Origin of the sequence: Streptomyces sp. NPDC060049, from assembly GCF_042736715.1 — a bacterium.
Lineage (GTDB): Bacteria > Actinomycetota > Actinomycetes > Streptomycetales > Streptomycetaceae > Streptomyces.
On record NZ_JBHWVV010000003.1, the window covers coordinates 167,494 to 184,313 of the forward strand.

The window sequence follows — 16,820 nt, forward strand, 5'->3', positions numbered from 1 at the left end:
AGAGGTATGGCCGCTGCTGAGGTCATCTGCTTACGGCCGCCATGAGACGCGGTGGTTGGACCAGAAATCCCACGTGGTCATCATTGCCTCCCAGCCGTCCGGGAATTTCACCGTCACGCCCAGCTGGACCGGCTCCGTCGAGGGGTGGTCGTCCAGCAGTTCCGCGATGCCCGCCCGGGCCACCACCACGCAGGCGTGCCGGTGCCGCGAGGCCAGTACGCACAGCCGGCCGGTCTCCAGGTGGAAGGCGGTCGCGTCCGGGCGGCCGGACAGGGGGTGGAGGACCACGGTGAGGTCGTACTCGCGGCCCTGGAGCCGGTTCGCGGTGTCCACGGTGACCCCGGTCACCCCGAGGGCGGCCAGAGCCGCGCGGACCGCCGACGCCTGGTCGCGGTGGGCCGTGCCCACCGCGACCCGGTCGGCCGTCAGCGGCGACGGGCCGCCGGACCGCTCGTCCACCGTCACCGCGCCACGGTCCAGCGCCCGGCGGACCACCAGGGCCACGGCCCGCACCGCCTCCGGGTCGGTCCGGGGGGTGTGCCGGGCCGGCAGCTCCAGCAGCCCCCAGCCCGACTCCGCCGCCTCGTCCAGCACCCGGTCGGGGCCCGAGCCGTCGCCCGTGACCCCGTAGGACAGCCGCCGCTCGCCGGGGCCCGTACCGCTGCGGAACGGCGTGTACGGGTAGAAGGCGCGGGAGACCAGCGGCGCGGCCGAGGCCGGCAGCCGCCACGACACCGGCAGGCGGTGCTGCGGCAGGGTCGGGTTGTGGGCGAGCAGGGTGCTGACCGCCGAGGCGGAGGGGTCGTAGGACAGCCCCGCCCACTGCTCGGCGCCGACCACGCTGAAGGGGTCCAGCTGCCCCGGGTCGCCCACGAACAGCGCCCGGTCGAACAGCCCGGCCACCGCCAGCAGCGCGTCGGAGCGCATCTGGTACGCCTCGTCCACGATGGCGTGCTCCCAGGGCTCCACGTCCTTGACCCACGCCCACTTGGCCGCCGTGGAGAGGGTGACCGGCAGCCCGGCGAGGTCCGCGGGCTTCGCCGAGAGGACCACCGAGTCCAGCTCGCGAAGAGCCGGATCGTAGGCGTCCGCGTCGCTGCTGTGCAGCCGGCCCATCTTCAGCTCGGGATCCTTCTCGTGCAGCCGCAGTACGAGGTCGTCGACCTGCGCGTTGGTCTGCGCGACCACCATCAGCCGGCGCCCGGCGGCCGCCAGTTCGCGGGCGGCGCGCACCACCAGTGTGGACTTGCCGGCGCCGGGCGGGGAGTCGACGACCACGCCCCGGGCCTTGCCGTGCAGCGTGTCGTGGAGGATGGCCGCGACGGCCCGCTCGGCCGCGGTGCCCGGATCGAAACTCACAGGAGGTCCTCGTCGGTCACGGGGTCGGGCAGCGGCAGCGTGGTGGCCGGGCCCGTCAGGTGGGCGGGCGGACCGCCGTGGGTCCACGGGGTCTGCTCGGGGTCCGGCAGCTTCGGGCCGCCGCGCGAGTCGTGCTCGAACAGCGTCCAGCAGACCCGGTCGCCCTTCTCCGGCACCGAACCCGGCTCCGGGTCCTTGCCGCGGCCCATCTTGTCGAGGAGGCGCAGCACGAGCCGGCCGTCCTCCTCCCAGCGCACGAACCGGGCGCTCTGGGGACGCCCGTCCAGCGAGCGGTACACCTTCGCGCCGCCGCCCCCGCCTGCGCCGTCGGTGAGCTGGGGCCGGTCCTCCGTGGCCACCGTCACCAGCGGACGCGGGCTCGGCCGCTTCGACTCCGTCCACTCCATGACCACTTCGACGACCTCGCCCGCGAAGGCCTCGCCCGCGAGCCGCCTGCCCGCCATCACCAGCGGGTCGTCCAGCGACTCCTGCGCATCGAGCCTGACCTGTTCGGTCTCCCGCCTCGCGAGCTTGCGCGCCGCCGTCACCGCGTCGTCGCGGCGCGGCTGCGGTGCCTCGCCGGCCCGCACCCGGTCCCGGTGCCCGGTGTACGACCACCGGTCGCCCGTCCAGCGGTCCTCGGTCCGCTCCCCGGCGGGCAGTTCGCGCAGCAGGCCGACGGCCTGCCACACCGCGTGCCAGGTGCTCTCCATCTGGGTCTCGACCAGCCGCCGCACGGCGAGCTCGGCGGACCGTGCCCCCTCGCCCCCGCCCGGCCGCCCGGCCGCCCGCGCCGCGTCGTACCTCGTGATCGCCGGGGCCAGCAGCTTGTTGTCGAAGGCCGGATCGGTGGCCGGGCCGGCCGGGGGGACCAGCAACTGGCCGTCCGCGCCCCGGCCGAGCTCCGCCCGCAGTGCCCGCTCGGCGCCGGACTCGCCCGGTGGAGGGTCGATCCACTCCAGCAGTGCCCGCAGGTGCTGGTCCTCGAGGTTGCTCTGGCCGCTCGCCCAGTGCCGTGCCAGCAGGTCCGTCGCCGACAGCAGCATCGACGAACCCGGTACCCGCGAGCGCTCCGCGAAGTGCGTGAACCAGCGCCCCAGCAGGGGTACGCGCGCGGGCGCCGGATACGGGTTCTCCGGGTCCTCCTCGGCGGTCCGGCGAAACCGCATCGACCGCCCCAGCAGCCGTACGTACTCCACGCCCGCGCGGCTCGGCACGATCAGCTGCGGCGCGTCGACGCACAGCTCGGCCTCCACCTTGACCCGCTTGCCCGTCTCCGGGTCGGTCTCGGTGTGCTGGGCCGGCTCGACGTCGTCCGCGTACGCGTCGATGTACGGGACGACGTGCCCGGCGAGCTCCGCCAGGAACTCCCACCGCAGGTCGCGGTCGCGCGGCTGCGGTATGACGAGGACGTGCGGATCGTCGGGGTCGGTGCCGAACATCGCGCCGAGCGGAGCCCCGGCCTCGCCCGCCGTCGTCAGCGGTACGAACACCAGCGGGCGCCCGCTCAGATGCCGGTGCCGTACGGTCGCCAGGGCCTGGGCCCGGCCCGCCCGGACGGCCTCCAGTCGGGCCAGGGTGGTCAGCAGGCTCATGCGGCGCCCTCCGGGCGGGTGCGGGCGGGGGCCTGCTCCAGCGCCTCGGAGCGCAGCCGGGCGGCGTACCGGAGGGCGGCCGCGGTCGGGTCTTCGGCGTCGGCGTCGGGGCCCGCGGCGGGGCGCGGGACCGCGGGAGCACCGCACCCGGCGGCCGCCGCGAGGGCGGCCTCGACGGTGGTCAGCGCGCCCAGCTCGCCCCGGACGGAGCGGCCCAGCGCGGTCACCTCGCCGGCCCCGCGCGCCCGGTCGCGGCAGTGGAAGGCCAGCTCGCAGGCGGCCAGGCACTCGGGGGCGTAGGCGGCGGACACGGCCGAGACGGCCTCGGTCAGTTCCTCGGCGGAGCGCGCCGGGTCGAAGCTGAGGCCCTCGGGCAGGGCGCCGGCCAGCTCCTCGACCCGGGTGAGGCGCTCCAGCTGGCGCCGGGTCACGGCGCGCTCGCGGCGGATGTCGACGGCGGCGGCGGTGGGCAGGTTGGAGAAGTCCTTGGGGCAGACGAGCAGCACGGTGTGCCCGACCTCGGCGCCGGCCAGCTTGGCGGCGGTCGTCTCCAGGGCCAGCACGTACACGGCGGCCTGGCGGGCGGCGGCGCCCACCTTGGCCGCGTCGGCGGATCCGTCGATCATCGGGAAGGACTTGATCTCCACGACGGTCCAGCGGCCGTCGGGGTGCACGACGACGGCGTCCGGTTCCAGATAGGCGGGGGAGCCGGCCACCTCCAGGGCGAGCATGGGGTGGTCGAGCAGGGTCCAGGCGCCGGCGGCGGTCGCGTCCCGCAGGGCGAGCGCGGTGCGGGCGGCGCGGCCCTGCGGCCCGGCGGCGGTGAGGTCGGGCACGAGGGCGTCCGGTCCGGGCGGTTCGGCCGCGCCGCGCGGCCCCGCGCCGATGTGCTCGTGCACGAGCCGCAGGAGCTCGGCTCCGCCGTCGCCCTTGACCTTGGCCTCGAAGGAGTTGCCGCGCACGATGGCGAACTGCGACTGCCCGAAGGCGGCGGGCGAGCCGAGGGCCGCCGCGAGGGCGGTCTTGTCCACGCCGGCGCCGTCGAGCAGGGCGCGTCTGCCGCAGCCCGGGTTGGCGGCGAGCGCCGCCAGTGCGCGGGCGTCGAGCGGGCGGGGCGGGACGGCGGGGCCGCGCAGGTCAGCGAGCCGCTGCCGCAGTGTCCTCGGGGGCCGGGTCGTCGGCTGCGAGGTCTTCGGCGGCTGACCGCTGGACGGGTAGGAGCTCACCCGCGGAAGTGTCCCATCCGCCACTGACAATCGTGGACTTACCGCGGAAACCGGCGCTCCGGCCGGTGGGCGGGGCGGACAGGGCGGGCAGGGCGCGGGCCGCGAGGAAGCCGGCGCCCATGACGGCGGCCCCGGCGACGGCGTCGAGGAAGTAGTGGTTGGCCGTGCCCATGACGACGAGGGCGGTGACGGCGGGGTAGGCGGCGCCCACCGCCCGCACCAGCGGCCGGCGCCCGCATCGCCACAGCAGGGTCCCGCACCACAGGGCCCAGCCCACGTGCAGGCTGGGCATGGCGGCGAACTGGTTGGTGAAGGAGCCGAGCCCGCGCGGGGCGCTCGCCTCGCCGCCCCACCAGCCGTAACCGCTGTAGCGGGCCATCGTGTCGACGAAGCCGTACGAGGCGTCGAGCAGCCGGGGCGGGCAGGTGGGGACCAGGGCGAAGCCGATGAGCCCGAGGAGGGTGGAGATCATCAGCCAGGTCCGGGCGAATCGATACTGCTGGGGGCGCCGCCGGTAGAGCCAGACCAGCACGGCCGGCGTGACGAGGTAGTGGAGGGAGGCGTAGACGAAGTCGGCGGGTATGCCGAGCACCCCCTGGTGGGTGAAGAGCCGGTTGAGCGGTCGCTCGAAGTCGATCCGCAGCAGCTCCTCCAGCCGCAGGATCGCGAGCCCGTGGTCGACGGCGAGCGCTACGTCGCCGCGAGCGAGGAGTCTGCCGCCCGAGTACGCGCCGTAGACGAGTCCCAGGAGCAGCAGTTCTGCCCACCAACGAGGGGGCCGCCGCCGATTAGTCATACGGCGTAGGACGTGTGTGAACTGGCGTAGGTTGCGCGCCGTTCACGTGTTGGATGATGGACGGACGACGGAATCCCCGCAAAGGCGTGCGAATGGTTCCGCCGGTTGCCGTCCCCCTTTTTTCGCTCTTCAGCCGCCTCGACCGGGAGAACTCATATGGCCCCCCGCATCCTCTTGGCCCGTCACGGCCAGACGGCGTGGTCCCAGCTCGGCAAGCACACCGGACGCACGGACGTGCCCCTGCTGGAGGAGGGGAAGCGGAGCGCGAAACTGCTCGGCGAGCGCCTCGCCCGCGAGCCGTGGTCGGGCCTGCGCGGCCTGGAGGTCCGCACCAGCCCGCTGGCGCGCGCGAGCGAGAGCTGCGACCTGGCCGGCTTCGGCGTCCAGGCGGAGCCGTGGGACGCGCTGATGGAGTGGGACTACGGCGACTACGAGGGCATGACCCCGGCCGAGATCCAGGCGATCCGGCCCGGCTGGCTGATCTGGCGCGACGGCGTCCCCAACGGCGAGTCCGTCGCGGACGTCTCCGCCCGCGCGGACGAGGTCGTCACCTGGGCCCGTTCGGCCGAGCGCGACGTCCTCGTCTTCGCCCACGGCCACATCCTGCGCACCCTGGCCGCCCGCTGGCTCGGCTTCGACGCCTCCTTCGGGGCCCGCATCCGCCTCGACCCGACCTCCCTGTCGGTCCTGGGCTGGGCGTACGGGGCCCCCGCGCTGGAGCGCTGGAACGACACGGGCCACCTGGACGGGTGAGCCCACGCGCAGACCGGACGCCGCCGGTCCGCAGCCGCCCGCGCGCGAAGTGCCGTACCGCGCGCGGGGGATTGGCTGCGAACCCGGGCCCGCTCGCGGGTCAGTCCGACGCGTGAAGGGTCACACCGACGCGTGAGGGGTCACGCCGACGCGTGGCGGGTCAGGAACGCGCCGACGCGCGGGGAGCGCTGGTGCGGGACCAGCGTGCGGGCCGTCTGCGCCAGCATGGACCGGATGCGCGTCGACTGGACCTCGGCCAGCAGGTCCAGCACCCGGCCGCCCGCCCAGGCCGCCTCGTCGGGGGCGCCCGCGTGGGCCAAGTCGTCGGCCAGCTCGGCGGTGTAGAAGGCGACGTTGCGGGCGAAGTGCGGATCCTGGAGGTCGGCCGCCCTGCGGGCGTGCCGCGCCGCGCGGGCGTGCTCACCGAGCGCCGCCCAGCAGCGGGACTCGAGGGACTCCAGCTCGGCCTCGCCGAAGAAGGACATCCACTCCGGGTCCGCCCCCGCAGGGCCGCGCGAGAACTCCGTGTGCGCCCGGGTCAGTGCCTCCTCGCACGCCTTGCGGTCCGCGAGCCCCGCCCAGCCCCCGGCCTCCCGCAGGGCCAGCAGGGACAGCAGCCGCGGGGATCCGAGGGCGCGGGCGGCGCGGCGGCCCGCCTGGGCCGCCCGTACCGACTCGCGGGGGCGCCCGCAGTCCCGGGCGAGGAACGCCATGTTGCTGAAGGCGTGGGCCTCCAGCGCGGAGTCGCCCGACACCCGGGCCGTGGCGAGGGCCTCCGCGTAGTGCGAGCGGGCGTCGTCGAAGCGGCCCGAGTCGTGGGCGAGCCAGCCCACCGAGATGGCCAGCTCGCCCGCGCCCGCGTGCAGCCGGTCCTCGGTGGACTGCCGGGTCGCCCCCGCGTCGAGCAACGCGTAGGCGGTGCGCAGCGGTTCCGCGGCCCGCCGGTACAGGGCGTCCGCCCCGTGCCGGTCGTCCAGCAGCCGGATCTGGCGTACGGCGTCCTCGACGGCGGCCGCCTCGGACTCGCCGGCACGGGAGGGGAGGCGGCGGGAGTCGCCGAGCAGGGTGAGGCTGAGCGTCGCGGCCGCCACGGTCGCGGAGCCGCCCGCCATGAACGCGCGACGCAGCACGTCGCTCTCCTTGGAACGCGAAGGGGAACCGGCGGTGGGGCGCCTGGTGAACGGGGAGAAGTGCGAGGCCTGTTCGCGCTGCGCCAGCCGGCCGCGGACGCTCTCGCGCGGGGAGAAGCCGAGGTCGGCCAGGGTCCGGCCGGGGAACATGTGGAGGAAGACCCGCTCGTAGGCGTAGTTGGGGCAGCGGATCTCGCCGGACTCGACCCGGCCGATGTAACGGGCGTCGCAGGAAACCGTTTCTCCGATTTCCTTCGCCGCCCTGCGCACCATCGCGGCGAACTCGGCCGGGGAGTGCTGACCGCGCAGCCGCCGGAAGGGGGAATTGGGCGAGTGGGGGGACGCCGCCATGGACGTGGCCTCTCTGGGGCAAGGGACGCGCTGCCGGTGACTGTACGGCCGTGCGGCCGGGTCGCGGTGGAGCGGTGGAACGGTGGAGCGGTGGAGCGGTGTGGCCGTGGAGCGGTGAGCGGTGAGCGGTGTGGCCGGCCGTGGAGCGGTGGGGTGCGGCCGCGGAGCGGTGCGCCGGGGGGTGCGACGGGTGTCCGGCGGCCACGAACGTACCGCCAGCGGCGACGCGTTGACCCGGTGTTTGGCTACAAAACGGATATCTCACCCACGATCCGCCATGAACTGCCATCCTTTGCAGCGTCTTGCCACCGCACCTGTTGACGTTCCCGTGCGTTGAACCCATGCGGAGTGGGAGGAGGCTTGCCGGCCTCCCGCGTCCACTCCCGCGAGGCTCGTACGCGGATCGAGGAGGGGTTCCCTTGGTGGAGGGCGGCATGGAGAGCACTGGAACGAACACCGCGCCCGTGCCCGGCGCATCCCTGATCGCCGGGACACCCTCGGTCACCGGCGCCCCGGACCTGGTCACCGTCCCCACCCGGCAGGGACTGGAGGCCGTCGACATCATCCGCCGGGCCGCCGGCCAGGCCAGCCGGACGAACGGGGTCGGTCCCGTCCTGCACGACGGCTCCGGCAGCACCCTCGGCTTCCTCGTCCCGCCCGGCACCGCCGACGCCTGGGACCTCCCGGGCAGCGCCTGTACCCAGACCAACGGGCGCGGCATGCGCTTCGGCGACACCTCGCCCGCCGCGGGGGCCACCGGCTGGCTCCTGCCGCCCGAGGCCGTCGGGCCGGTCACCGATCCCGAGGTGCTGCGCGCGGCGCTCGGCGAAGCGGCCCGGTTGATCGAGGCCGCGGACAACTGCCGCTGACCCCCTCCCACCCCTGACCAGCCATAATGGGGACGTGGCAGGAAAAAGCAAGGACAAGCGGCGCGGGCGCGACACTGCCGAGGCCCGTCTCGGGCAGGTCGACGGCGGCCAGGCCGCGCTGGAGCCAGACCGGGAGCGGCCGCACGCCTGGACCCTGCTGATCGACGGCGCCCCGCAGTCACACGTGGACCTCGACGACCCCGGCCACCTGGACTTCTCCTACCAGCGCCGGATCGGCCACCTGATCGACCTCGTCGCCCCGGCCCGCCAGCCCCTGAACGTGCTCCACCTCGGCGGCGGCGCCTTCACCCTCGCGCGCTACACGGCCGCCGCCCGCCCCCGCTCGACGCAGCAGATCGTGGAGATCGACGCGGGGCTCGTGGCCTTCGTGCGGGAACACCTGCCGCTGGACCCGCAGGCGCGGGTACGGGTCCGGGCGGTCGACGCCCGGGCCGGACTGGCCAAGATCCCGGACGGCTGGGCGGACCTGGTGATCGCGGACGTGTTCAGCGGCGCCCGCACCCCCGCGCACCTGACGAGCGCCGAGTTCCTGGACGACGTACGCCGGGCCCTCGCGCCCGGCGGGTGGTACGTGGCGAACATCGCGGACGGTCCGCCCCTCTCCCACCTGCGGGGCCAGATCGCGACGGCGGCGTCCCGCTTCGCGGAACTGGCGCTGGCCGCCGACCCCGTGGTGTGGCGGGGCAAACGATTCGGCAACGCCGTCCTGGTGGCCGCCGACCGCGAGCTGCCCCTCGCCGAGTTCACCCGCCGCGTCGCGAGCGACCCGCACCCCGGCCGGGTCGAACACGGCCGCGCCCTCACCGACTTCGCCGGCGGCGCCGCCCCCGTCGCGGACGCCTCGGCGGTGGCCTCGCCCGAGCCCCCGCCGTCGGTCTTCCGCTAGGCCGTCCGCGGGGGTTGTGCACGGCACTAGGGGTCGACGATCTCCACCAGCGGCGGATGGTCGTGCCACGTGCAGAACACCGACACCTCCCGGCCGTCACGGGTGAAGGTGACGCGGATCCAGTACTCCGTCTTCCACACCTGCATCCGCCAGCCCGCCGCCGGGGTCGCCGAGACCAGCTCGCCCGAGGAAGCGCCGAGGCCGAAGACGACCCGTCCGCCGGAGACGCTGTACGCCTTCACGTCCCCGCTCGCGCCGCCCCGTCCGTCCGGGGGCACGGCGGGCGCCTGCCGCGAAGGCGGCGCCGACGGCTTGGCGGACGGGGCGGACGCCGACGGGGACGGCGAGGCGGAGGACGAGGAGGGCGGGGACGGCTCCGGGGGCTGCGTCTGGTGCGTCGAGGAGGAGAGCGGCCGGGTGGCCAGCGGCACCGCGAGCGGGGGATCGTAGGCCGTGCCGGACATGACGCTGTGCACGCCCCACCACGACAGCGACACCGCCGCCCCGGTCGCCAGCGTCCACGCGCCCGCATGTACAAGTCCTCGTCGCATCGGGGGACATCCTGCCCCACCCGTCCCAGACCCGGCCCGGCACCCTCGGGCATCCCCCGAATGGGCTACGGTGCGGGCCATGGCAAGTGTGCTCGTGGTCGAGGACGACCAGTTCGTACGTTCCGCCCTCATCCGGCACCTGACCGAGGCCTCGCACACCGTGCGCAGCGTCGGTACCGCCCTGGAGGCCCTGCGCGAGGTCGCGCACCACCGCTTCGACCTGGTCATCCTCGACCTCGGGCTGCCGGACCTGGACGGGGCCGAGGCACTCAAGATGCTGCGCGGCATCACCGACGTGCCCGTGATCATCGCGACCGCCCGCGACGACGAGGCGGAGATCGTCCGGCTGCTCAACGACGGCGCCGACGACTACCTGACCAAGCCCTTCTCCGTGGAGCACCTCTCCGCCCGCATGGCCGCGGTGCTGCGGCGCGCCCGCTCCGCCGCCGGGGCCGAACCGCCCTCCCGCGTCCTGCGCGTCGGGGGCCTCGCCATCGACCCGCTGAGGCGCCAGGCCGAACTGGACGGGGCCGTACTGGACCTCACGCGGCGGGAGTTCGACCTGTTGGCCTTCCTCGCCGGGCGGCCGGGCGTGGTCGTTGCCCGCCGGGAGCTGCTCGCCGAGGTCTGGCAGCAGTCGTACGGCGACGACCAAACCATCGACGTCCACTTGTCGTGGCTGCGCCGCAAGCTGGGCGAGACCGCCGCCAGTCCCCGCTACCTGCACACGCTGAGGGGTGTGGGGGTCAAGCTGGAGCCGCCGCTGTGAGCGGCGCACGCGAGGCCGCCGGGCCGCAGACGACCACGATGGCCGCACCGCTGCGCCGAGCGGGCGACCGTGACAACAGCCGCTGCCGCGGCGGAGCGAGCCGACGGAGATGAGGTGGGCGCTGGTCAAGGTCTGCCTCGCGGTCACCGTCATGGTGGTCGTGGCCTTCGCGGTACCGCTCGGGCTGGTCGTCCAGGAGATGGCCAGCGACCGGGCGTTCTCCAACGCCGAGCGCCAGGCCGCCACCATCGGGCCGACGCTGTCCATCACCACCGACCCGACGCAGCTGCGCAAGGCCGTGGAGTCCACGCAGATGGGCGCCGCGCGGCGGATGGCCGTGCACGTCCCGGCCATCGGCGACAGCCCGACCGTGGACATCGGGGACGGCTGGGCCGGCGAGCACGCCGTCGCCGAGACCCGCCGGATCGGGCGGGCGGCCACGGCCCCCGTGGCGGGCGGTGGTTCCGCACTGCTCCAGCCCGTAGCGCTCGGCTCCGGGGACATCGCGGTGGTGGAGATCCTCGTCCCGGAGAGCGAGGTCAGCAACGGAGTCGCCACCGCCTGGGTGGTCCTCGCGGGCGTGGGCCTCGCCCTGGTCGTGGGCTCGGTGGCGGTCGCGGACCGGCTCGGCGCCCGCCTGGTGCGGCCGGCCGAGCGGCTCGCGGACGCCGCGCACCGGCTGGGCGAGGGGCGGCTGGGGGCACGGGTCCCGGAGGAGGGGCCCAAGGAACTGCGCTCGGCGGCCGCCGCGTTCAACTCGATGGCGGACCAGGTGGTGGAACTCCTCGCCAACGAGCGGGAGCTGGCCGCCGACCTCTCGCACCGGCTGCGGACGCCGCTGACGGTGCTGCGGCTCAACGCCGCCTCGCTCGGCGACGGCCCGGCGGCGGAACAGACCCGGGCGGCCGTGGAGCAGCTGGAGCGCGAGGTCGACACGATCATCCGTACGGCCCGCGAGCAGCGCGCGCCCGCCGCCCCCGTGGGCGGCGCCGGTGCCGGCTGCGACGCGTCCGAGGTGATCCGCGACCGGATGGACTTCTGGTCGGCGCTGGCGGAGGACGAGGGGCGCGAGGTCCGGCTCGCGGGGGTCGACCGTACGGTACGGATCCCCGTGGCCCGGCCCGAGCTCGCGGCCGCGCTGGACGCCATGCTCGGCAACGTCTTCCGGCACACCCCGGAGGGCACGCCCTTCGCGGTGGACGTCCACGACGCGGGGGACGCGGTCATCGTGCTCGTCTCGGACGCGGGAGGCGGCATCGCCGACCCGGACGCGGCCCTGCGGCGCGGCAACGACGGCGGCCGCGACGGTTCGACCGGCCTCGGCCTGGACATCGTGCGGCGCGTCGCGGAATCCACGGGCGGGGACGTGCGGCTCGGGCGCTCGGTGCTCGGCGGGACCGAGGTGCGGGTGTGGATCTCCCTGGACGGCAGGTCGCGGCGCGAGTCGGCCCGCGCCGGACGCGGCCGGCGCAAGCGGCGGTCGGGTTGACGCGAGCCGGACGCGGGCGGGGCGGTGGACGCGCGCCCGGCCGCGGGCGGGGGTGGACGCGCGCCCGGCCGCGGGCGGGGCAACCGATGTAACCCTGTGGCTGCGGGGGGCGCGCCGCGCGCCCGGTATGTCCCTACGTCGATACGGTCCGCGCCATGGACACCCTCATCTTCGGCGGCCTCCTCGCCACGCTGATCGCGATGTACCGGGACGCGTCGCGGACGGTCGTGCTCGGCGCCTGGTGGCTCATGCTGCTCGCCGTCATCCTGCTGATGGCGCACCACATCACCAGCGGCCTCGCCCTCACCTTGAGCTACTGACCGTGGCCGCGATGTCCAGCCTCCTTCCGGAGGCGCAGCTGGAGGGCGGACTGCTGGGGCGCGTCCAATACTGGTTCGCGTGCGTCTTCGCCATCGGCTGGACGGGCGTGGTCTGTGGCGGGCTCTTCTACCAGTTCGGGCTGTGGGAGTACCCGTGCCCGCTCTGCATCGTGCAGCGGATGTTCATGCTGCTGGCGGCGCTGGGGGCCGCGCACATCGTCCGCACGGCGCTGGCGCGCGGGGCGGTCGCGGGCCGCGACTACATGACGGGCTGGGGACTGTCGCTCGTCGCGGTGATCGCGGGCTCCTTCGCGTCGTGGCGGCAGACGACTCTGCACCTCCTGCCGGGCGACAAGGGGTTCGGGAGCGAGGTGTTCGGCCTGCACCTGTACGTATGGGCGTGGGTCCTCTTCCAGGCCTCGGTCGTGGCGGTCGGGGTCGTCCTGGCCTTCGCACACGCCACGGCCGACCGGGCCATTCCGGCCGAAGGGCCGGGTCCGTACCGCACGGTGGGGCTGGCAGCGCTGTGGTTCCTGGGGCTGGTGATCGCCGTCAACATCGTGGCGGTCTTCCTGGAGGAGGGCTTCCACTGGTTCCTGCCGGACGACCCCACGCGCTACCGGTTCTTCTACGACATCGGAATCCTGAACTGACACCTCGCGTGACCCGACGGAGTGGCCGCCCGCCCGGACGGAGGCGGAGATGTTGCCGCCGTCCGCGCCCGCGCCCAGGGTTGCCGTGACGAAAGGAGCCGCGCATGAGAGTCATGCTCAGGGCCCATCTGGACACCGCTACCACGAACGAGGGCATCAAGAGCGGAGCCCTGACCCAGGGGATGAAGGCGCTGATCGACAAGGTCAAGCCGGAGGCGGCCTACTTCGGTCTGCACGAAGGTGTGCGTTCCTGCTGGATCGTCTTCGACCTGAAGGACAGCACCGAAGTGCCGGCCGTGGCCTGGGACCTGTTCATGAAGTACAACGCCGAGATCGATGTCGCACCGGTCATGAATGCGGCGGACATGCAGAAGGCACTGGGCGCGCTCATGTCGTCGTAGCCGTGGCGACAGGCGCGGTAGGTGCTTGTCAGTCGGTGTCGCCCGAGGTCAGGCGCTTGGCCTGGGCGCGGCCGACCTCGGCGGCGCGGTGCAGGTAGTCGGCGATGACGGCGAGTTCGCTGTCGGAGTAGCCCTGCAGTACGGCGCCGAAAGCCCGCCCCGGGGTCTCCCATGCGGCGCCGATCCGGTCGCGGGCGGCGGGCGCGAGGGCGACGAGGGAGCGGCGGCGGTCGTTCGGGTCGGCCTGGCGCTCGACGACGCCGGCTTTGACCATGCGGTCGACGAGCCGTGTGGCGGAGCCGGAGGTCAGGCCGGTGAGCCGGGCGATGTCCCCGGTGCTGACCGGGCCGGGCTCGATGTCGAGGAGCGCGACGCACTGCATGTCGGTGGGGTGCATGCCGACGTGGTCGGCCATGGCCTGGTTGAAGAGCGAGTAGTCGGCGTAGTGCCGCTGGCTCTCGGTGACGACGCGGGCGAGCAGCTCGGCGCGGGTCCATTCATCACTCGTACGAGGGTTGTCGGTTGACATGGGCTTCTCCATGGTCCAGATTTATCTGCGTGACGCAGAGAATGTGTCACACAGAATCTGTGTCACGTGTTCAGTCTAGAACAGGAAGACGCCATGTCGAAGATCCTCGTCACCGGCGGCCGCGGCGCGGTCGCCCGCGGCCTGTCATCCCTCCTCGCCACCGCCGGCGTTCCCCACCGCCTCGCGTCCCGCGAGCCGGACACGCCCGGCACCGTCCACTGCGACCTCACCGATCCGGCCACCTTCGCCGCAGCTCTCGCAGGCGTGCGCTCCGTCTTCCTCTACGCCGAGGCCGCCGCCGTCGACGCCTTCGTGAAGGAGGCCGTCACCGCGGGCGTCGAGCACGTCGTGCTCCTGTCGTCCTCCTCGGTCCTCGCCCCCGATGCCGCCGACAATCCGCTCGCCGCCTCGCACCTCGCGGTCGAGGAGGCCCTCCTCGCCTCCCCGCTGCGCACGACCCTGTTGCGCCCCGGATCCTTCGCGAGCAACGCCCTCGGCTGGGCCTGGCCGCTGAAGTCCGGCCGCCCGGTGCACCTGCCGTACCCGGGCTCCTACTGTGACCCGGTCCACGAGAGCGACATCGCCGAAGCCGCCTTCGCGGTCCTCACCGACCCCTCGCGCGGGGGGTGCGCGCACCACCTCACCGGGCCTCAGTCGCTGACCTTCGCCACCCAGCTCGCCCTACTCGGCGACGCCGTGGGCCGGCCCATACCCTTCGAGCCCGTCTCTCCCGAGCAGTGGAAGTCCGAGGTCGACGGCTACATACCGGGTCCGTACGCCGATGCGCTGCTCGACTTCTGGGCCGCGACCGACGGCCTGCCGGTCGAGATCACCGACACGGTCGAGCGGCTCACCGGCCACCCGGCCCGCACCTTCGAAACCTGGTGCGCGGACCACGCCGACGCCTTCCGTGCCTAGGCCGTCTCTTTCGGATCTTGCCGGGCCCGCGGTGCCCGAGCGGGGCTGCCGGCGGGCTGGACCCCGGACACGCGAAAGGCCCCGTTCCGCTTTCGCGGAACGAGGCCTTCTCGCAGGGTGAGTGACGGGACTTGAACCCGCGGCCACCTGGACCACAACCAGGTGCTCTACCAACTGAGCTACACCCACCATGTCCGGTCGGAAAACCGACCGGCCGAAGAAAAGGGTACAGGGTCCGGGAGGGTGCTCGCTCCCTCCTTTTCCCCGACCCCTCTCCGCCGGGTGCTACGGGCTGCTATGCGCCGGGGACGACGTGCTTGGCGGCGATGGTCCGCGCCGTGTCCGAGTCCGGTCCGGGCTGCGGCACGAAGACGGCCTCCCGGTAGTAGCGCAGCTCGGCGATGGACTCCTTGATGTCCGCGAGAGCCCGGTGGTTGCCGTTCTTCGGGGGGCTGTTGAAGTAGGCGCGCGGGTACCAGCGGCGCGCCAGCTCCTTGATCGAGGACACGTCCACGATCCGGTAGTGCAGGTACCCCTCCAGTGCGGCCATGTCGCGCAGCAGGAAACCACGGTCGGTGCCGACCGTGTTTCCGCAGAGCGGGGCCTTGCGGGGCTCCTTCACGTGTTCCCGTACGTAGGCCAGGACCTGTGCCTCCGCGTCCGCGAGGGTGGTCCCGCCGGCCAGTTCGTCGAGCAGGCCCGAGGCGGTGTGCATCTCGCGCACCACGTCGGGCATGGTCTCCAGGGCCGCGTCCGGCGGGCGGATCACGATGTCCACGCCTTCGCCGAGCACGTTGAGCTCCGAGTCGGTGACCAGTGCGGCCACCTCGATAAGTGCGTCGTCCGTCAACGAGAGCCCGGTCATCTCGCAGTCGATCCACACCATGCGATCGTTCATGCGCCCCACCTTATGCGGAAGGTCCCCCGCAACGGCGACCGCCGGTGTGGGGGACCTTCTTCGAGCAGTGCCCGTACGGGGCTACGCGTGCTCGCGCAGCACCCGGCCCGGGGCGTACATCTCCGTCACCGTGGGACCGGCCGCGGCCAGAGCCGCGGCGGCCCGCTGAGGCTGCGGGGTGCGCTGGTGCGGTACCGGCGACTCCGACAGCTGCGTCACCTGAGCCACGTCCGCCTGCGGGCGCCGGGCCCGGTAGGCGGAGCGGTAGGCGGCCGGGGAGGACCCCAGCTGGCGGCGGAAGTGCCCGCGCAGCGCGACCGGCGAGCGGAACCCGCAGCGTCCGGCGACCTCGTCCACCGAGTAGTCGGAGGTTTCGAGCAGTCGCTGTGCCTGGAGCACCCGCTGGGTGATCAGCCACTGCAGCGGCGCGCTGCCGGTGAGCGAGCGGAACCGCCGGTCGAAGGTGCGCCTGCTCATGTAGGCGCGGGCGGCGAGGGTCTCCACGTCGAACTGCTCGTGGAGGTGTTCCAGCGCCCAGGCGACGACCTCGGCCAGCGGATCGGCGCCGATCTCCTCCGGCAGCGACCGGTCGAGGTAGCGTTCCTGGCCACCCGTGCGGCGCGGCGGCACGACGAGCCGGCGGGCAAGCGCCCCGGCCGCCTCGCTGCCGTGGTCCGTGCGCACGATGTGCAGGCACAGGTCGATTCCGGCCGCGGTGCCCGCGGACGTCAGCACGTCGCCGTCGTCGACGAACAGCTCGCGCGGATCGACGTGGACGGACGGGTAGCGCTTGGCCAGCGTCGGCGCGTACATCCAGTGCGTCGTCGCGGGCCGGCCGTCCAGCAGACCGGCGGCGGCGAGCACGAATGCCCCCGTGCACAGTCCGACGATCCGGGCACCCTCCTCGTGCGCCAGACGCAGCGCGTCGAGCGCCTCCGGCGGCGGCGGTGAGGTGATGGAACGCCACGCGGGCACGACGACCGTGCCTGCCCGGGCGATCGCCTCCAACCCGTATGGCGCGGTCAGTTCGAGTCCGCCGGTGGTCCGAAGCGGACCGTCCTCACCGGCGCAGACGAGCAGTCGATAGCGTGGAACTCCCGCGTCCTGCCGGTCAATGCCGAACACGGAAAGTGGAATGGAGCTCTCGAAGATCGGTCCGCCGCTGAAGAGCAGCACCGCGACGATCTCCCTGCGGCGACGCCCCGCGAGCTTCCTGCCGTCTACGACGACGGCGGTGGAATCCTGGCTCATGGCGCTAAGCCCCCCTTGGGTGTCGCGACTCCTTGGTCTGGTCGCACCTGCACGT

General features: G+C 73.8%; 18 protein-coding genes and 1 tRNA gene. 9 read left to right on the top strand and 10 right to left on the bottom strand.

The genetic code is table 11. The annotated features are described in order from the left end of the window. Positions 1-30: 30 nt before the first annotated feature. Genes ACFWBY_RS06040 through ACFWBY_RS06055 form a run of 4 tightly spaced genes read right to left on the bottom strand, consistent with a single transcriptional unit; the run spans position 31 to position 4,976 of the window. Entirely contained in the window at positions 31-1,359 is a 1,329-nt protein-coding gene (locus ACFWBY_RS06040; protein WP_385334383.1) for an AAA domain-containing protein, read from the bottom strand. Then, the gene (locus ACFWBY_RS06045) at positions 1,356-2,954 is read right to left on the bottom strand and encodes a hypothetical protein (protein WP_385334385.1); all 1,599 of its coding nucleotides are present in this window, start codon (positions 2,952-2,954) and stop codon (positions 1,356-1,358) included. Before ACFWBY_RS06045 ends, ACFWBY_RS06040 begins: the two co-directional genes overlap by 4 nt. Then, on the bottom strand, positions 2,951-4,180 hold the full coding sequence (locus ACFWBY_RS06050) for a hypothetical protein (RefSeq protein ID WP_385334387.1): 1,230 nt from the start codon (positions 4,178-4,180) through the stop codon (positions 2,951-2,953). Before ACFWBY_RS06050 ends, ACFWBY_RS06045 begins: the two co-directional genes overlap by 4 nt. After that, positions 4,092-4,976 (bottom strand): phosphatase PAP2 family protein, encoded by an 885-nt coding sequence (locus ACFWBY_RS06055; protein WP_385334389.1) that lies wholly within the window; start codon positions 4,974-4,976, stop codon positions 4,092-4,094. Before ACFWBY_RS06055 ends, ACFWBY_RS06050 begins: the two co-directional genes overlap by 89 nt. Before the next feature lie 156 nt (positions 4,977-5,132). On the opposite strand from ACFWBY_RS06055, the gene ACFWBY_RS06060 reads away from it, so the two are divergent. Continuing rightward, positions 5,133-5,729 carry a histidine phosphatase family protein gene (locus tag ACFWBY_RS06060; RefSeq protein ID WP_385334391.1) on the top strand — a complete coding sequence of 199 codons (597 nt, stop codon included), beginning with the start codon at positions 5,133-5,135 and terminating at the stop codon, positions 5,727-5,729. A 140-nt stretch (positions 5,730-5,869) separates the two neighbouring features. Here ACFWBY_RS06060 and ACFWBY_RS06065 read toward each other — a convergent pair whose 3' ends face one another. Then, a complete protein-coding gene (locus tag ACFWBY_RS06065; protein ID WP_385334393.1) occupies positions 5,870-7,210 on the bottom strand; it encodes a tetratricopeptide repeat protein in 1,341 nt (446 codons plus the stop codon). Between the two features lie 434 nt (positions 7,211-7,644). Between ACFWBY_RS06065 and ACFWBY_RS06070 the strand changes: the two genes are divergently transcribed. Together ACFWBY_RS06070 and ACFWBY_RS06075 are read left to right on the top strand one after the other, a co-directional pair. After that, positions 7,645-8,079, top strand: a complete 435-nt coding sequence (locus ACFWBY_RS06070) for a hypothetical protein (RefSeq protein ID WP_385334395.1) — start codon at positions 7,645-7,647, stop codon at positions 8,077-8,079. Positions 8,080-8,113: 34 nt separating this feature from the next. Continuing rightward, the gene (locus ACFWBY_RS06075) at positions 8,114-8,986 is read left to right on the top strand and encodes a spermidine synthase (protein WP_385334397.1); all 873 of its coding nucleotides are present in this window, start codon (positions 8,114-8,116) and stop codon (positions 8,984-8,986) included. Positions 8,987-9,012: 26 nt separating this feature from the next. On the opposite strand, the gene ACFWBY_RS06080 is transcribed toward ACFWBY_RS06075, so the two are convergent. After that, on the bottom strand, positions 9,013-9,537 hold the full coding sequence (locus tag ACFWBY_RS06080; RefSeq protein ID WP_385334399.1) for a hypothetical protein: 525 nt from the start codon (positions 9,535-9,537) through the stop codon (positions 9,013-9,015). Between the two features lie 79 nt (positions 9,538-9,616). Here ACFWBY_RS06080 and ACFWBY_RS06085 point away from each other — a divergent pair, with 79 nt between their 5' ends. The 5 genes from ACFWBY_RS06085 (at position 9,617) to ACFWBY_RS06105 (ending at position 13,169) form a co-directional block, all read left to right on the top strand. Beyond that, positions 9,617-10,306 (top strand): response regulator transcription factor, encoded by a 690-nt coding sequence (locus ACFWBY_RS06085; RefSeq protein WP_385334401.1) that lies wholly within the window; start codon positions 9,617-9,619, stop codon positions 10,304-10,306. Positions 10,307-10,415: 109 nt separating this feature from the next. After that, on the top strand, positions 10,416-11,795 hold the full coding sequence (locus ACFWBY_RS06090; protein ID WP_385334403.1) for a sensor histidine kinase: 1,380 nt from the start codon (positions 10,416-10,418) through the stop codon (positions 11,793-11,795). Positions 11,796-11,950: 155 nt separating this feature from the next. Beyond that, positions 11,951-12,115, top strand: a complete 165-nt coding sequence (locus ACFWBY_RS06095) for a DUF5993 family protein (protein WP_385334405.1) — start codon at positions 11,951-11,953, stop codon at positions 12,113-12,115. A gap of 11 nt (positions 12,116-12,126) precedes the next feature. Continuing rightward, entirely contained in the window at positions 12,127-12,768 is a 642-nt protein-coding gene (locus ACFWBY_RS06100; RefSeq protein WP_385334407.1) for a disulfide bond formation protein B, read from the top strand. A gap of 104 nt (positions 12,769-12,872) precedes the next feature. Beyond that, the gene (locus ACFWBY_RS06105; RefSeq protein WP_385334409.1) at positions 12,873-13,169 is read left to right on the top strand and encodes a hypothetical protein; all 297 of its coding nucleotides are present in this window, start codon (positions 12,873-12,875) and stop codon (positions 13,167-13,169) included. Positions 13,170-13,197: 28 nt separating this feature from the next. Here ACFWBY_RS06105 and ACFWBY_RS06110 read toward each other — a convergent pair whose 3' ends face one another. Then, entirely contained in the window at positions 13,198-13,698 is a 501-nt protein-coding gene (locus ACFWBY_RS06110) for a MarR family winged helix-turn-helix transcriptional regulator (protein WP_385334411.1), read from the bottom strand. Positions 13,699-13,791: 93 nt separating this feature from the next. On the opposite strand from ACFWBY_RS06110, the gene ACFWBY_RS06115 reads away from it, so the two are divergent. Further along, positions 13,792-14,616, top strand: coding sequence for an NAD(P)H-binding protein (locus tag ACFWBY_RS06115; protein WP_385334413.1), 825 nt, complete (start codon positions 13,792-13,794; stop codon positions 14,614-14,616). Between the two features lie 116 nt (positions 14,617-14,732). Here the strand turns inward: ACFWBY_RS06115 and ACFWBY_RS06120 are convergent. The 3 genes from ACFWBY_RS06120 to ACFWBY_RS06130 all read right to left on the bottom strand — a co-directional run bounded on the left by ACFWBY_RS06120 (position 14,733) and on the right by ACFWBY_RS06130 (position 16,765). Next, a tRNA-His gene (locus ACFWBY_RS06120) sits at positions 14,733-14,805 on the bottom strand. Between the two features lie 106 nt (positions 14,806-14,911). Next, positions 14,912-15,514, bottom strand: a complete 603-nt coding sequence (gene orn / locus ACFWBY_RS06125) for an oligoribonuclease (protein WP_250741286.1) — start codon at positions 15,512-15,514, stop codon at positions 14,912-14,914. Positions 15,515-15,595: 81 nt separating this feature from the next. Further along, the gene (locus tag ACFWBY_RS06130) at positions 15,596-16,765 is read right to left on the bottom strand and encodes a helix-turn-helix domain-containing protein (protein ID WP_385334415.1); all 1,170 of its coding nucleotides are present in this window, start codon (positions 16,763-16,765) and stop codon (positions 15,596-15,598) included. Positions 16,766-16,820: the final 55 nt, after the last annotated feature.

Bases quoted from the DNA above. Each gene is read 5' to 3' on its own strand.
- orn (WP_250741286.1), bottom strand. From the start codon at position 15,514: ATGAACGATCGCATGGTGTGGATCGACTGCGAGATGACCGGGCTCTCG.
- ACFWBY_RS06080 (WP_385334399.1), bottom strand. From the start codon at position 9,537: ATGCGACGAGGACTTGTACATGCGGGCGCGTGGACGCTGGCGACCGGG.
- ACFWBY_RS06055 (WP_385334389.1), bottom strand. From the start codon at position 4,976: ATGACTAATCGGCGGCGGCCCCCTCGTTGGTGGGCAGAACTGCTGCTC.
- ACFWBY_RS06060 (WP_385334391.1), top strand. From the start codon at position 5,133: ATGGCCCCCCGCATCCTCTTGGCCCGTCACGGCCAGACGGCGTGGTCC.
- ACFWBY_RS06100 (WP_385334407.1), top strand. From the start codon at position 12,127: ATGTCCAGCCTCCTTCCGGAGGCGCAGCTGGAGGGCGGACTGCTGGGG.
- ACFWBY_RS06110 (WP_385334411.1), bottom strand. From the start codon at position 13,698: ATGTCAACCGACAACCCTCGTACGAGTGATGAATGGACCCGCGCCGAG.
- ACFWBY_RS06065 (WP_385334393.1), bottom strand. From the start codon at position 7,210: ATGGCGGCGTCCCCCCACTCGCCCAATTCCCCCTTCCGGCGGCTGCGC.
- ACFWBY_RS06115 (WP_385334413.1), top strand. From the start codon at position 13,792: ATGTCGAAGATCCTCGTCACCGGCGGCCGCGGCGCGGTCGCCCGCGGC.
- ACFWBY_RS06095 (WP_385334405.1), top strand. From the start codon at position 11,951: ATGGACACCCTCATCTTCGGCGGCCTCCTCGCCACGCTGATCGCGATG.
- ACFWBY_RS06070 (WP_385334395.1), top strand. From the start codon at position 7,645: ATGGAGAGCACTGGAACGAACACCGCGCCCGTGCCCGGCGCATCCCTG.
- ACFWBY_RS06090 (WP_385334403.1), top strand. From the start codon at position 10,416: ATGAGGTGGGCGCTGGTCAAGGTCTGCCTCGCGGTCACCGTCATGGTG.
- ACFWBY_RS06130 (WP_385334415.1), bottom strand. From the start codon at position 16,765: ATGAGCCAGGATTCCACCGCCGTCGTCGTAGACGGCAGGAAGCTCGCG.
- ACFWBY_RS06105 (WP_385334409.1), top strand. From the start codon at position 12,873: ATGAGAGTCATGCTCAGGGCCCATCTGGACACCGCTACCACGAACGAG.
- ACFWBY_RS06045 (WP_385334385.1), bottom strand. From the start codon at position 2,954: ATGAGCCTGCTGACCACCCTGGCCCGACTGGAGGCCGTCCGGGCGGGC.
- ACFWBY_RS06085 (WP_385334401.1), top strand. From the start codon at position 9,617: ATGGCAAGTGTGCTCGTGGTCGAGGACGACCAGTTCGTACGTTCCGCC.